The 13,585-nt window shown below is 70.7% G+C and carries 14 protein-coding genes; 10 read left to right on the forward strand and 4 right to left on the reverse strand.

Going from position 1 to position 13,585, the window contains the following annotated elements:
- Positions 1–54: 54 nt before the first annotated feature.
- Complete coding sequence (locus CEP17_RS14170; protein WP_162722460.1) at positions 55–846, reverse strand: DUF1206 domain-containing protein; 792 nt, start codon at positions 844–846, stop codon at positions 55–57.
- Positions 843–1,469, reverse strand: coding sequence for a GPR1/FUN34/YaaH family transporter (locus CEP17_RS14175; protein WP_112932694.1), 627 nt, complete (start codon positions 1,467–1,469; stop codon positions 843–845). Before CEP17_RS14175 ends, CEP17_RS14170 begins: the two co-directional genes overlap by 4 nt.
- A 106-nt stretch (positions 1,470–1,575) precedes the next feature.
- Between CEP17_RS14175 and nusA the strand changes: the two genes are divergently transcribed.
- From nusA to rbfA, 4 genes are all read left to right on the forward strand, one after another.
- Positions 1,576–2,562, forward strand: a complete 987-nt coding sequence (gene nusA, locus CEP17_RS14180) for a transcription termination factor NusA (protein WP_036315010.1) — start codon at positions 1,576–1,578, stop codon at positions 2,560–2,562.
- 69 nt (positions 2,563–2,631) lie between these two features.
- Positions 2,632–2,883, forward strand: coding sequence for a YlxR family protein (locus CEP17_RS14185; RefSeq protein ID WP_039414609.1), 252 nt, complete (start codon positions 2,632–2,634; stop codon positions 2,881–2,883).
- Positions 2,884–2,975: 92 nt separating this feature from the next.
- Positions 2,976–5,720, forward strand: a complete 2,745-nt coding sequence (gene infB, locus CEP17_RS14190) for a translation initiation factor IF-2 (protein WP_204359837.1) — start codon at positions 2,976–2,978, stop codon at positions 5,718–5,720.
- Between the two features lie 162 nt (positions 5,721–5,882).
- Complete coding sequence (gene rbfA, locus CEP17_RS14195) at positions 5,883–6,317, forward strand: 30S ribosome-binding factor RbfA (RefSeq protein ID WP_039414614.1); 435 nt, start codon at positions 5,883–5,885, stop codon at positions 6,315–6,317.
- A 17-nt stretch (positions 6,318–6,334) separates the two neighbouring features.
- Here rbfA and CEP17_RS14200 read toward each other — a convergent pair whose 3' ends face one another.
- A complete protein-coding gene (locus tag CEP17_RS14200) occupies positions 6,335–7,201 on the reverse strand; it encodes an A/G-specific adenine glycosylase (RefSeq protein WP_039414616.1) in 867 nt (288 codons plus the stop codon).
- A gap of 86 nt (positions 7,202–7,287) precedes the next feature.
- Between CEP17_RS14200 and truB the strand changes: the two genes are divergently transcribed.
- The 4 genes from truB to CEP17_RS14220 are packed head-to-tail and all read left to right on the forward strand — an operon-like array spanning position 7,288 to position 10,055.
- Positions 7,288–8,202, forward strand: a complete 915-nt coding sequence (gene truB / locus CEP17_RS14205) for a tRNA pseudouridine(55) synthase TruB (RefSeq protein ID WP_112932696.1) — start codon at positions 7,288–7,290, stop codon at positions 8,200–8,202.
- Positions 8,199–8,567, forward strand: a complete 369-nt coding sequence (locus CEP17_RS14210; protein ID WP_112932697.1) for a hypothetical protein — start codon at positions 8,199–8,201, stop codon at positions 8,565–8,567. The genes truB and CEP17_RS14210 overlap by 4 nt, the downstream gene beginning before the upstream one ends.
- A gap of 43 nt (positions 8,568–8,610) precedes the next feature.
- Positions 8,611–9,111: a hypothetical protein gene (locus tag CEP17_RS14215; protein ID WP_112932698.1), complete on the forward strand. Its 501-nt coding sequence runs from the start codon at positions 8,611–8,613 to the stop codon at positions 9,109–9,111.
- Positions 9,108–10,055 carry a bifunctional riboflavin kinase/FAD synthetase gene (locus tag CEP17_RS14220; protein WP_112932699.1) on the forward strand — a complete coding sequence of 316 codons (948 nt, stop codon included), beginning with the start codon at positions 9,108–9,110 and terminating at the stop codon, positions 10,053–10,055. The genes CEP17_RS14215 and CEP17_RS14220 overlap by 4 nt, the downstream gene beginning before the upstream one ends.
- A gap of 21 nt (positions 10,056–10,076) precedes the next feature.
- On the opposite strand, the gene deoC is transcribed toward CEP17_RS14220, so the two are convergent.
- On the reverse strand, positions 10,077–10,793 hold the full coding sequence (gene deoC / locus CEP17_RS14225) for a deoxyribose-phosphate aldolase (protein ID WP_112932700.1): 717 nt from the start codon (positions 10,791–10,793) through the stop codon (positions 10,077–10,079).
- A 103-nt stretch (positions 10,794–10,896) separates the two neighbouring features.
- On the opposite strand from deoC, the gene CEP17_RS14230 reads away from it, so the two are divergent.
- Positions 10,897–11,106 carry a heavy-metal-associated domain-containing protein gene (locus CEP17_RS14230; protein WP_112932701.1) on the forward strand — a complete coding sequence of 70 codons (210 nt, stop codon included), beginning with the start codon at positions 10,897–10,899 and terminating at the stop codon, positions 11,104–11,106.
- A 16-nt stretch (positions 11,107–11,122) separates the two neighbouring features.
- A complete protein-coding gene (locus CEP17_RS14235) occupies positions 11,123–13,408 on the forward strand; it encodes a heavy metal translocating P-type ATPase (protein WP_112932702.1) in 2,286 nt (761 codons plus the stop codon).
- The last annotated feature ends 177 nt before the right edge of the window (positions 13,409–13,585 follow it).

Here is a 13,585-nt window from a genome sequence, read left to right on the forward strand (position 1 = left end):
TGCCGCTCGGCCGGCGGCTGCCCCAGGGCCTTGACAGCGCACACCCCCAAGGGTTCAGAGCCGCGCGTAGCGCGCTCGGAACCCGCAGAAGACGCCGTAGGCCATCAACCCGACCCCGAGGGCTGTGGCGATCGCCCTCCCGGCTGGCAGCGTGAGCAGTCCGTCGACGGCGCTGTCGAGCCCGCCCGCGCGGGCGGCATCCGCGTGCACGGCGGCCACGATGAGCAGAACACCCAGGGTTCCCAGCGCCGTTCCCTTGGCGATGAAGCCCGCGATTCCCAGTGCGCGCGCCACCGCGCCGGCGGTGGATCGCGGGATGGACATGCGCTTTTCGAACGAGCGACGCACGCCCATCACGACGAAGACCACACCGGCCACCGCGATGCCCACTCCGACGGCGGCCAGGACGAACGGCCCACCCGTCATCGCGAGGATGCCGCGACTGGCCACCCGCGCGCTCCCATCGGCATCGGGCGCCGCACCGAGGGCGATCGACGCGGCGAGGGTGCCGACGGCGGCGAAGACGACGCCCTGGCTCCACTCCGAGGCCCGCCGCCCCCAGCGCCCGTCGCCCCGAGACGTGGCGCCCGCTGCCAGATGCCAGAGTGCGAGGCCCCAGAGTCCGACCGCGATCGCCCACACCACCACGGCGCCCCAGGGCACCGCGGCCACGGCCCGCAGCGCGCCGACCTGGTCGGCCTCGCCGCGACCGCCGGCCGAGATGGCGACGACCAGCACCCCGATCAAGGCGTGCACGACGCCGTTGGCGGCGAAGCCGGCTCGCGCGAGAGCCTGCACCAGCGGATGACGCCGCGTCGCGGCAGCCGCGCGGCGGGCGTCGTTCACGGGTGTTCGGCGGGCACGTCGCCCCGGCGGATCCACGGCGGCCCGAGGGGGACGATGTGGCGACCCATCGTACGCCAGGCGAACTTGTCCACGAGCATGTAGAACGCCAGCGCCGACGCGCCGATCAGCAGCCATGCTCCGACGGTGCCCAGCGTCGCCGCGCCGGCAAAGGCGGCGACCGCTTCCAGTGCCAGGCCTCCCGCCACGAGCAGCAGTGTCAGGGGCAGTGCCGAATTGTGAGTGGCGCCGGCGAAGGTGAACCCGAGCGCCAGCACCGCGAACATCATCGAGAACAGGGGGCGCGCCGGGCCCGACACCTCGAAGAATCCGAGCTCCCCGCCGAGGAGGAATCCGGGCATGCAGATCCAGTACCACCCGAAGGCGTTGTAGACGATGAAATGGAAGTCGTCGCCGACGAAGTAGGACAGCATTCCCGCGATCACCTGGACGACACCCCCGAACACCGCGCCCACCCAGAACACCGCGCTCTCGTTCTGCACACCCAGATGCGCCAGCTGAGCGGTGAGGGTTGCGATCACGAACCCCAGCAGGCCGATCAGACCGGGGTCGGCGCGCCGCGGCTCCGGGACCACATGTGCGCGGGCGGGGACTGCGGCATCCATTCCGCCAGTATGCACGCCGGCGCCGCCGAGCAGCGGAGGCCATCGGGTAAAATCGGGCAGGTGACCGAGGGTGACCTCGCGTCGAGAGCTGAATAGGGAGGCACCTGTGGACATCGATCTGGGACTGCTGCGGACGGTCGAGCGTGAGAAGGAGATCCCGTTCGACGAACTGGTCGGGATCATCGAGCAGGCGATTCTCACCGCCTACGCCAAGCACACCTCTCCCGACGGGGAGCTTCCCGAGGGTGCACGGGCGCTCCTCGACCGCAAGACCGGCCACGTCGCCGTCTACGTTCCGCTGCGTGACGAGGACGGCGCGATCATCGGCGAGGAGGAGTCGACTCCCGAGGACTTCGGTCGCATCGCCGCCTACGCCGCCAAGCAGGTCATCGGCCAGCGTCTGCGCGACATCGCCGATGACGCCATCCTCGGTGAGTTCCGCGGCAAGGAGGGCGACATCGTCGCCGGTGTCATCCAGCAGGGACCGAACCCGCGCATGGTCCACGTCGACCTCGGCACCGTCGAGGCCATCCTCCCGCCCGAGGAGCAGGTGGCCGGCGAGCAGTACGCTCACGGCTCCCGTCTGCGCGTCTACGTCACCTCGGTGTCGAAGGGCACGAAGGGGCCGCAGATCACCGTCTCGCGTACCCACCCCGGCCTCGTCCGCAAGCTCTTCGCCCTCGAGGTGCCGGAGATCGCGTCGGGACTCGTGGAGATCACCTCCCTGGCTCGCGAGGCCGGTCACCGCACCAAGATCGCGGTCACGGCCAAGGATCCGGCGATCAACGCCAAGGGTGCGTGCATCGGCGAACTCGGACGCCGCGTGCGCGCCGTGACGGAAGAACTGGGCGGAGAGAAGATCGACATCGTCGACTACGACCCGGAGCTCGCGAAGTTCGTCGCCAACGCCCTGTCGCCCGCCAAAGTGACATCCAGTTTCGTGCTCGACGCGGGCACCAAGGCGGTGCGCGCGCTCGTTCCGGATTATCAGCTGTCGCTCGCCATCGGCAAGGAGGGGCAGAACGCCCGCCTGGCCGCGAAGCTCACCGGTGCCAAGATCGACATTCAGCCCGACTCGATCCTCGAGTCGTGACGGAACGATCCGGCCCGGCTGGTCGCGTTCGTCCCGCGACGCCATCTCCGTGCGGCGAGTGGGGGTAAGATGGATCCCGTTCGAACGTGCGTGGGATGCCGCGCGCGCGTCTCCCGGTCCTCCCTCCTGCGAGTGGTGGAGCGAGACGGCGTCCTCGTTGCCGACGAGAAGGCCGTCCTTCCCGGGCGGGGTGCGTGGGTGCATGACACGGATGCGTGTGTGGATGCCGCGATCCGGCGCCGCGCCTTCGGACGAGCACTGCGTGTGTCGGGACCACTCGACACGCAGACCTTTCAGAACACCCACCAGCGAAACGGCTGAACGGCTATGGACACAAAGTGAACGGCTCGAAATGAGACCCGTCCGCAAGTAACGGTCTGCCCTGTCCGGGGGAGACCTCAGACAGGAGAATTGTGGCAAACCCACGCGTGCACGAGATCGCTTCGGAGATCGGCGTCGACAGTAAAGTCGCCCTCGCGAAGCTGAAGGAGCTCGGCGAATACGTCAAGAGCCCCTCATCGACCATTGCGCCCCCCGTGGCGCGCAAGCTGCGAGCGGCCCTCGAGGCCGACGGTGCGGCCAAGAAGCCGGCCGACTCCGCCGCCACCCCGGCGGCGAATGCCGCTCCCAAGGCCCCGACTCCGGGCGCACGCCCGGCAGCGCGTCCCGGGCCGGCGAAGCCCGCGGCCCCGGCCGCGCCCGCACCGGCCGCGCCGGCCGCGGCCGCGACGCCGTCCGCACCTTCGGCGTCGGCCGCTCCGGCGGCGCCGGCCGCGCCGGCGGCTCCGGCGAACCCCGGTGCTGCGACCCCGCAGGCTCCGCGCCCCGGTGGTGCCCCGCGTCCGGGCAACAACCCCTTCTCGTCGGCACAGGGCATGGGCCAGCGTCCCGCCGGCCCGCGTCCGGGCAACAACCCGTTCGCGTCGGCGCAGGGCATGGGCCAGCGCCCGACCCCGGGCAACATTCCGCGTCCTCAAGCCCCGCGCCCCGGCGCCCCGCGTCCCGGCGCGCCGCGTCCCGGTGGCGCCGGCCGTCCCGGCGGCGGAGGCCGTCCCGGCGCGCCGTTCCAGCAGCGTCCGGGCGGTCCGGGTCGTCCCGGCGGCGCCGGAGGCTTCCAGCGCCCCGGCGGTACGGGCGGACCCGGAGCTCCGGGTGGGTTCGCGGGTCGTCCCGCGGGTGGCGGCGGTCGTGGCCGCGGCCCCGGCGGTGGCACCGCGGGTGCCTTCGGTAAGGGCGGCGGCAAGAGCAAGCAGCGCAAGTCGCGTCGTGCGAAGCGGCAGGAATTCGAGATGCGGTCGGCGCCGGTCGTCGGCGGCGTCAATGTCCAGAAGGGCAACGGCGAGATCATTCGCCTGCGCCGCGGCGCATCCATCGCCGACTTCGCCGACAAGCTCGAAGCCCTGCGCGGCTACACCGTGCAGCCCGGCACGCTCGTGACGATCCTCTTCAACCTGGGCGAGATGGCCACGGCGACCGAGTCGCTCGACGAGGCCACCTTCGAGGTCCTGGGTGCCGAGCTCGGCTACAAGATCCAGATGGTCTCGCCCGAGGACGAGGACAAGGAGCTCCTGGAGGGCTTCGGTCTTGACCTCGAGGCCGAGCTGGAGGCGGAGAGCGAGGACGACCTCGAGATCCGTCCCCCGGTGGTGACCGTCATGGGTCACGTCGACCACGGTAAGACGCGACTGCTCGATGCGATCCGTCAGACCAACGTCGTGGCGGGTGAAGCCGGTGGCATCACCCAGCACATCGGTGCGTACCAGGTCTGGACCGAGCACGAGGGCATCGAGCGCGCCATCACCTTCATCGACACCCCGGGTCACGAGGCGTTCACGGCCATGCGTGCCCGTGGTGCGCAGGTCACCGACATCGCGATCCTCGTGGTCGCGGCCGACGACGGCATCATGCCGCAGACGGTGGAGGCCCTCAACCACGCCCAGGCGGCCAACGTGCCGATCGTGGTCGCGGTCAACAAGGTCGACAAGCCCGACGCGAACCCCGCCAAGGTGCGCCAGCAGCTCACCGAGTACGGTCTGGTCGCAGAGGAGTACGGCGGCGACGTCATGTTCGTCGACGTGTCTGCGCGCCAGGGCACGAACATCCAGGAGCTCCTGGATGCCGTTCTGCTGACGGCCGACGCGGGACTCGATCTCACGGCGAACCCGAACAAGGCGGCTCGCGGTGTCGCGATCGAAGCGAAGCTCGACAAGGGCCGCGGCTCGGTGGCGACCGTGCTCATCCAGTCCGGAACGCTCCGCGTGGGCGATGCGATCGTCGCCGGCACGGCCTATGGCCGCGTCCGCGCCATGATCGACGAGAACGGCGATGCGGTCGAAGAGGCCTACCCCTCACGGCCCGTCCAGGTTCAGGGCCTCAACTCGGTTCCGCGCGCCGGCGACGTCTTCATCGTCACCGAGGAAGACCGCACCGCGCGTCAGATCGCCGAGAAGCGCGAGGCCGCCGAGCGCAACGCCCAGCTCGCCAAGGCGCGCAAGCGCATCTCGCTCGAGGACTTCACCCGCGCTCTCGAAGAGGGCAAGGTCGAGTCGCTCAACCTCATCATCAAGGGTGACGTGTCCGGTGCCGTCGAGGCGCTGGAGGAGTCGCTGCTGAAGATCGAGGTCGACGACAGTGTCCAGCTGCGCATCATCCACCGCGGCGTCGGTGCGATCACGGAATCGGACATCAACCTCGCCACGATCGACAACGCGATCGTGATCGGCTTCAACGTCCGTCCCGACACGAAGGCGCGCGAGCGCGCCGCCCGCGAGGGTGTGGACGTCCGGTTCTACTCGGTCATCTACAACGCGATCGACGACGTCGAGCAGTCGCTCAAGGGCCTGCTCAAGCCGGAGTTCGAGGAGGTGCAGTCGGGTGTCGCCGAGATCCGCGAGGTGTTCCGCTCCTCGAAGTTCGGCAACATCGCCGGTGTCATCGTGCGGTCGGGAACGATCACGCGCAACGCCAAGGCGCGCGTCATCCGCGATGGTGTCGTGCTCGCCGACGGCCTTCAGATCGAGTCGCTGCGTCGCTTCAAGGACGACGTCACCGAGGTTCGTACCGACTTCGAGGCCGGTATCGGCCTGGGCAAGTACAACGACATCCAGGTGGGCGACGAGATCGAGACGACCGAGATGGTGGAGAAGCCGCGCGGCTGATCCTCCCGTCGGTTCCGGATACGGCTACGGCTCCGGAGGTCGTGCCGCGGAGGCAAGAGTGGGGCCCCTACCCCAATTGCCACCGCGTCACGACCTCCTCCGCCTCCGCCATATCCTGACCTCGATGCAGTCATCCACTGGGGCCTTGAGAGGGAAGAGAAGATGTCGAACGAACGGCAGGCGAGACTCGCCGACCGCATCCGCGTGCTCATCGCCGAGCGCCTCGAGAAGGGGCTGCGCGACCCGCGCCTCGGCTTCGTCACGATCACCGACGTGCGCGTCACCGGTGACCTGCAGCACGCGTCGGTGTTCTACACGGTGTACGGCGACGACCAGGCGCGCGAGGACTCCGCTGCTGCCCTCAAGGCCGCAACCGGCATGCTGCGCAGCGAAGTGGGCAAGCGCCTCGGCATCCGTCTCACGCCGTCGCTGGAGTTCATCCCCGACGCGCTTCCCGAGAACGCAGGGCACATCGCCGAGCTGCTGCGCGAAGCGCAGGAGCGCGATGCGGCCGTGGCCGGTCTTGCGGCCGGAGCCGCATATGCGGGCGACGCCGACCCGTACGTCAAGCCGCGCGAGGACGACGACGAGGACTGAGCACGGTCGCTTCCGCGTCACCGCGGCAGGCGCAGGCAGCCGTCGACGGCTTCGACGAGTCCGTCGACGATGAGCGAGTCGATCGCGCGATCGCGCTGCGCCGCGACCGGCCAGTCGGCGGCGACGTCGTCGGCGGGGAGAGCATGTGCGGGTGCGGCGCGCAGCGCGTGCAGCACCGCTCCGCGCGCCTGACGATCGCTGCCCTCGTATGCAGCCTGCTTGCGGCGCAGGTCACCGGTGTCGGGGTAGCCGGCCGCACGCCAGGCGCACAGCGAGGAGATCGGGCACACGTCGCATCGCGCGGAACGGGCAGTGCACACGATGGCGCCAAGCTCCATCATGGCGGCATTCACGACCGCGGCATCCTGATCGTCGCGCGGAAGCAGCCCCGCCATCGCCGCCAGATCACCGCGAGCCGGCGGCCCGGGCTGAGAACGTCCGTCGACGGCACGGGCGATGACGCGGCGGGTATTCGTATCGACGACCGGGTGACGGTCGCCATAGGCGAACACGGCGACCGCCCGCGCCGTGTAGTCTCCGATACCCGTCAGCGCGAGGAGCGCCTCGACGTCGCGCGGCACGACGCCGTCGTGTCGGTCGCGGATCTCCACCGCGGCGCGGTGCAGCCACAGGGCGCGCCGCGGGTAGCCGAGGTTCGCCCACTGCGCGACCGCCGACGCCGGGGCATCGTCGGCGAGGGCGGTCGGTGTCGGCCACCGCGCCAGCCAGGCATCCAGCAAGGGGATCACGCGCGTCACGGGCGTCTGCTGCAGCATGAACTCGCTGACGAGCACGCCCCAGGCGCCGAACCCCTCCGCGCGCCACGGCAGATCGCGCGCGTTGTCGCGGTACCAGGCGATGAGCGGCGTCGCGAGGTCGGGCATCGCACCAGCCTACGGCGGCCGTCAGGTTCGTCCTTCCGGCTCCGCGGCGAAGCGGCGCGTCGCGGCACCGCGCCTAGGCTGGAGCAATGCCCGTTCCTCCGCCCGCCGTCCACGGCATCCTTCTCGTCGACAAGCCGCAGGGGATCACCAGCCACGATGTGGTCGCCCGGGCCCGCCGCGCACTGAACACCCGCAAGATCGGGCACGCCGGCACGCTCGACCCCATGGCCACCGGGCTGCTCATCCTCGGAGTCGGACCGGCGACGCGGCTGCTCACCTTCATCGTGGGGCTCGGCAAGACGTACGAGGCCACCGTGCTGCTCGGCGTGGCGACCGACTCCGACGACGCGGACGGCGTGGAGATGCGCCGGGCGGATGCCGAGACTCTCGCCTCCGTGACCGACGAGCGCATCGCCATGGCAGTCGCGGCTCTCACGGGTGAGATCGATCAGGTGCCGAGCACCGTGTCGGCCATCAAGGTGGCCGGCAAGCGTGCCTACGACCTCGCCCGGGCGGGGGAGAGCGTCGAGCTGGCAGCCCGCCGGGTGACGGTCGATCGGTTCGATGTCGTCCGCCGCCGCGACACCGCCGACGGCCTCATCGAACTGGATGTCGTCGTGGACTGCTCCAGCGGCACGTACATCCGTGCCCTGGCCCGTGATCTCGGCGCCGCCCTCGGGGTGGGTGGCCACCTCACGGCGCTGCGGCGGACGCGCATCGGCGCGTTCGACGTGGGCGACGCCGTCTCCGAGATCACGGCGGACGCACCGCTGCTGGCGCCCGCGCACGTCGCGGCATCCGTGCTCGGCGCCCTGCCCGTCACCGCGGCTGAGGCGCGTGACCTTCGCCACGGCAAGCGTCTCGTCGGCGCCGCACCGCGCCTGGAGGGGGCGATGACACCGACGCCGGCGGCGATCGACCCCGATGGTCGGCTCGTCGGCATCGTGGAGCGCCGCGGCGCCGACATCAAGAGCGCGATGAACATGGCGGAGGACGCATGATCGAGTGGTTCGCCATCGTGCAGGTCGCCGTCGCGGTCGTGGCGGGGCTGCTCGCGATCATCCTCGGACTCGCGGGGCGTCGGCCGAGCGATCTCACCGTCGGCGCGATGGCCCTGATCCTGCTGCTCCTGCTCGCTCAGGTGGTCGTCGCGATCGTCGCGCCGCTGGTCGGCAACCCGCCGGCCGGCAGCGCACTCGAGTTCTGGGTCTACCTCGTCTCGGCGGTGCTCATACCGCCGGCGTCCGTCGTCTGGGCGCTCCTCGAGCGCAGCCGCTGGAGCACGGTGATCATGGGCATCGCCGCACTGTCGGTCGCCGTCATGGTGTGGCGCATGCAGGTCATCTGGACGACCGCTGGTATGTGAGGCCGCGGCCCCGGCGAGGGCGGGCGCCTATCATTGACAGGTCATGACTGCGCCACACGCCGACGCCGCCGCCCCGACCCGGATGACCGGAATCGGGCGCGTGCTCGTCGTCGTCTACGCCGTCATGGCGCTGGCGGCGACCGGACGCTCGTTCGTTCAGATCTTGCAGGACTTCGCGGCCGCGCCGCTCGCGTACACGCTCTCTGCGCTCGCGGCGGTCGTCTACGTGCTCGCGACGGTGGCTCTCGTGAAGTCGGACGGCCGGCGGTGGTACGTCGTGGCGTGGGTGGCGATCTGCTTCGAACTGGCGGGCGTGCTCATCGTCGGAACACTCAGCCTCACACATCCCGAGCTCTTCCTGCACGACGCGACCGTGTGGTCGGGCTATGGCTTCGGCTACTTCTGGGTACCTCTCGTGCTGCCGTTCGTCGGCCTGTGGTGGCTGCGCAGCGGCGGCCGCGAGCGCCCGGACCTGGATGGTGCCGCGGCGCCGGACGACGCGAAGGCGGGCATCGTGCGCACAGACGGGAGGTCCAGCTGGTGATCGTCTTCCACGACCCCGCGGAGGTGCCGGCCGGGTTCGGCCCCAGTGTCGTCGCGATCGGCAAGTTCGACGGGGTGCATTCCGGCCACCGAGCGGTGATCGACCGTGCCCGTGTGGCCGCGGAGGATGCCGGGGCACGGGTGGTCGCCGTCACGTTCGACCGCAACCCCTTGAGCCTGCTGCGGCCCGAGCTGTGCCCGCAGCCCGTGTGCAGTCTGCCGCAGAAGCTCGATCTGCTCGCCGCCGCGGGGGTCGATGCGACCCTGGTGCTCCGATTCGACCAGGAGCTGGCCTCTCTGGAACCTCGCGCCTTCGTCGAACATGTGCTGGTCGGCCTGGGCGTCGTGATCGTGATGGTCGGCGACGATTTCCGCTTCGGCAACGGGGGAGCGGGCGATCCCGACACCCTGGTTCGTCTCGGCGCGGAGTACGGCTTCCAGGTCGACGTGGTCGGGGACGTTCAAGGCGGAGGCCGCCGCGTGTCGTCGACCTGGGTACGGGACCTGCTCGCGGCGGGCGACGTCGAAGGCGCCGCGCGTCTGCTGGGACGCCCGCATGCGGTGCAGGGCGAGGTCGTCCACGGCCTCAAACGCGGTCGCGAGCTCGGCTACCCGACGGCGAATCTGTCAGCCGATGCGGAGGGCTTCATTCCGGCAGACGGGGTCTACGCCGGGTGGCTCGTCGACCTCGGCACCGATGGCGCGACGGTGACGACTCGCTACCCGGCGGCCATCTCGGTGGGGACCAATCCGACGTTCGATGATGTTCCGACACGCCAGGTCGAGGCGTACGTGCTCGACGAGACCGGGCTCGACCTCTACCGGCATCGGGTGCAGATCCGGTTCACGAACCGCATCCGCGGCATGGTCGCCTTCGAGGGGATCGAAGCGCTCATCGCCCAGATGGACGACGACATCACGCGGGTGCGCGCCGCCCTCGGCTGAGCCGCGCGCACCCGGGCGGGGTCAGTACGACGAGGTGTCCACGGCGCCCGACGCCTGCTCGCCGGCATCCACACGGCGCGCCTCGCCGAGGATGACAGCGCTGCCGCTCGTTCCGAGCCGTGTCGCCCCGGCGGCGAGCATCGCGAGCGCGTCGGCGTAGCTGCGCACCCCACCCGATGCCTTCACCTGCACGTCCGGGCCGACACTGGCGCGCATGAGCTCGACGTGGGGGACCGTCGCCCCACCGCCGGCGAAGCCCGTGGACGTCTTGACGAAGTCCGCGCCACCGGCCTCGGTCAGGCGGCTGCCGCGGGCGATCTGCTCGTCGTTCAGCAGCGAGGTCTCGAGGATCACCTTCGTCACCTTGCCGGCCGCGGCCGCGACCACCGCCTGGATGTCGGCGACAACGGCGTCGTCGAAGCCCGAACGCAGAGCACCGATGTTGATCACCATGTCGAACTCGACGGCGCCGTCGGCGAGGGCCTGGCGAACCTCAGCCACTTTCCCGGCAGTGGAGGTCGTGCCGTGCGGGAAGCCGATGACGGTGCCGACGTTGACGCCGGTGCCCGTCAGCCGCTGCACGGCGTGCGCGATGTCGCTCGGGCGCACGCACACGCTGAACACGCGCCATTCGGCGGCGATGTCGAGTTCCGCGTCGACGTCGGCGCGGGTCAGTTCAGGCTTCAGGATGGCGTGATCGATCGTCGCGGCGAGGTCGCGCTCGGTGATGGTGGACATGGCTCCAGCCTACGCCAGCGCGGGTCGGGAATACCCCAGGGGGGTATCATCGTTGGTATCGACAGCAGAGGCGGATCGGGACCGCCCGCGGAAGGAGCTCCACATGTCCACACACACGTACGCCGTCGAGGGAATGACCTGCGCCCACTGTGCCGGTGCCGTCACTCGTGAAGTCCGCAAGGTCGCGGGCGTGACGGACGTCGCCGTCGACGTGACCGAGGGCACGTTGACGGTGACCGTCGACGGTGGGGCGCCGGATGACGAGATCGCCGCGGCCGTCGACGAGGCCGGTTACGCCGTCGTCGCTCGCTGAGAGGAGCACAGCGTCCATGGGTGCGACCACGTCTGACGCCGAGCCGCGGGCAGAGGCGGTGCTGGAGATCGAGGGCATGACGTGCGCGAGTTGCGTCGCGCGGGTCGAGAAGCGACTGCAGCGGCTCGACGGCGTGTCGGCATCCGTGAACCTCGCGACCGAATCCGCACGGGTGGATTACCCGAGCGGCCTCGATGCCGCGGCTCTCATCGCCGCGGTGCGCGAAGCGGGGTACGACGCGCGCGTGCGAGAGCGCACCGCCCACCCGCATGCCGGCCCCCACGACGGCCCTGCGTCGTCGTCGCACGGCGGCCACGTCCACGACGTCGAAGACCGCCCGGGTGCCACACGGCTGACCACTCGTCTGCTCATCAGCGCCGTGCTGGCCGTGCCGGTGGTACTTCTCGGGATGATTCCGCCGTGGCAGTTCCCGGGGTGGCAGTGGGTGTCGTTCGTACTGGCGGTGCCCGTCGTGCTCTGGGGAGGCTGGCCCTTCCACCGCGCCACCTTCGCCAACGCCCGCCATGGCGCGATGACGATGGACACCCTCATCACGCTCGGAACAGGTGCGGCGACGCTGTGGAGCGTCTGGGCGTTGTTCTTCGGCTCGGCGGGACGTGTCGGCATGCGCCACGACGGGGGACTGTTCGCCCCCGTCCATGACCCCTCCTCGCTCGTCTACTTCGAAGTGGCGGCGGCGGTCACGGTGTTCCTGCTGCTCGGCCGCGTCATCGAGCAGCGCTCCAAGCGCGCCGCGGGGGCGGCCGTGCGCGCGCTGATGGATCTGTCGGCGCGTGATGTGGAGCTCGAAGACGGCCGTCGCGTGCCGATCGAGGCGCTCGGTGTCGGAGACCTGTTCGTCGTGCGTCCGGGAGAGAAGGTCGCCACCGACGGTGTCGTTCGCGGTGGTCGTGCCTCGGTCGACGAGAGCATGATCACGGGCGAGTCGATCCCCGTCGACGTCGACGCCGGCTCGTCCGTGACCGGCGGCACGATCGCCACCGATGGCCGTCTCGTCGTGGAGGCCACCTCCGTCGGCGAGGACACGCGCCTTGCCCGGCTGGCCCGCCTGGTCGAGGACGCGCAGGCGGGCAAGAGCCGCGTGCAGCGCCTCGCCGATCGCATCTCGGGGATCTTCGTCCCGATCGTCATCCTCCTGTCGGCTCTCACGCTGTTGGCGTGGCTCGTGGTGGGAGGCTTCAGCGGTGAGGCCCTGGCGTCGGGGTTCACCGCCGCGGTGGCCGTGCTGATCATCGCCTGCCCCTGTGCGCTCGGGCTGGCGACGCCGATCGCGATCCTGGTGGGGACCGGTCGCGGTGCACAGCTCGGTGTCCTCATCACCGGACCGGAAGCGCTCGAGGCGGCGGACCGCATCGACACCGTCGTGCTCGACAAGACCGGCACGGTGACCGAGGGCGCGATGACGGTCGACGCCGTCACGCCCATCGGCGGAGCGGATGCCGACGAGGTGCGACGACTCGTCGGATCGCTGGAGAAGGCCTCGGAGCATCCGATCGCGCGTGCGGTCGCGGCACTCGCGACCGCGCCGCAGGAGGTCGGCGCGTTCACTGGTCACGCCGGTCTCGGCGTGACCGGGATCGTCGACGGCCACCGCGTGTTCGCTGGTCGGCCGGCCTTCGCCCGTGCTCAGGCGCCGGGCTCGGGCGCGGACGTCATCGGCGCGGTCGACGCCGCCGTCGACGCCGCTCAGCGGCGCGGCGCGACCGCCATCGTCGCAGGCTGGGACGACCGCGTTCGCGGCGTCGTGGTCGTCGCCGACAGCGTTCGCAGCGACAGCGCGCGCACCGTCGCGGCGCTGGAGTCCCTGGGCCTGAACCTCGTGCTGTTGACCGGCGACAACGCGGGCGCCGCGCGCGCGGTCGCCGACGCCGTCGGCATCCGCGAGGTCGTCTCGGGCGTTCTCCCGGAAGGCAAGGTCGCCGAGATCGAGCGGTTGCGCGCCGGCGGACACCGGGTCGCCATGGTCGGTGACGGTGTGAACGACGCCGCCGCGCTGGCCACCGCCGACCTCGGCATCGCCATGGGATCCGGCACGGATGCGGCGATGCATGCGAGTGACATCGCCGTCACCGGCAGCGGCTTGTCGCCGGTGCTCACCGCGATCGGCCTCAGCAGACGCACGATGCGCATCATCCGCGGCAACCTGTTCTGGGCCTTCGCCTACAACGTCGCCGCGCTGCCGCTGGCGGCGTTCGGCGTGCTCAACCCGATGATCGCCGGCGCGGCCATGGCCTTCTCGAGCGTCTTCGTCGTGCTCAACAGCCTGCGGCTGCGCCGCTGACCCGGCCGCCGCTCGCGGCGGTGGGGGAGGGCGCGCTAGACTGACGACGAGGTCCGCCCCGTTCGTCGCCGCAGCTCGCAGAAGCGAGTACCCGCAGCCGGAGGATCCGCACCTCGCCCCACCCCGCGGCGACCGCTGCGGAACGACTGACCGGTCATCCGACCGGACCTCCGCCGG

This window comes from Microbacterium sp. PM5 (assembly GCF_003293595.1).
Taxonomy (GTDB): Bacteria; Actinomycetota; Actinomycetes; order Actinomycetales; family Microbacteriaceae; genus Microbacterium.

What these genes read in the sequence shown, in the direction of transcription:
- CEP17_RS14235 (WP_112932702.1), top strand. Translation starts at nt 11,123, where the DNA reads ATGGGTGCGACCACGTCTGACGCCGAGCCGCGGGCAGAGGCGGTGCTG.
- deoC (WP_112932700.1), bottom strand. Translation starts at nt 10,793, where the DNA reads ATGTCCACCATCACCGAGCGCGACCTCGCCGCGACGATCGATCACGCC.
- CEP17_RS14230 (WP_112932701.1), top strand. Translation starts at nt 10,897, where the DNA reads ATGTCCACACACACGTACGCCGTCGAGGGAATGACCTGCGCCCACTGT.
- CEP17_RS14210 (WP_112932697.1), top strand. Translation starts at nt 8,199, where the DNA reads ATGATCGAGTGGTTCGCCATCGTGCAGGTCGCCGTCGCGGTCGTGGCG.
- CEP17_RS14185 (WP_039414609.1), top strand. Translation starts at nt 2,632, where the DNA reads ATGGATCCCGTTCGAACGTGCGTGGGATGCCGCGCGCGCGTCTCCCGG.
- CEP17_RS14215 (WP_112932698.1), top strand. Translation starts at nt 8,611, where the DNA reads ATGACTGCGCCACACGCCGACGCCGCCGCCCCGACCCGGATGACCGGA.
- CEP17_RS14200 (WP_039414616.1), bottom strand. Translation starts at nt 7,201, where the DNA reads ATGCCCGACCTCGCGACGCCGCTCATCGCCTGGTACCGCGACAACGCG.
- truB (WP_112932696.1), top strand. Translation starts at nt 7,288, where the DNA reads ATGCCCGTTCCTCCGCCCGCCGTCCACGGCATCCTTCTCGTCGACAAG.
- CEP17_RS14175 (WP_112932694.1), bottom strand. Translation starts at nt 1,469, where the DNA reads ATGGATGCCGCAGTCCCCGCCCGCGCACATGTGGTCCCGGAGCCGCGG.
- rbfA (WP_039414614.1), top strand. Translation starts at nt 5,883, where the DNA reads ATGTCGAACGAACGGCAGGCGAGACTCGCCGACCGCATCCGCGTGCTC.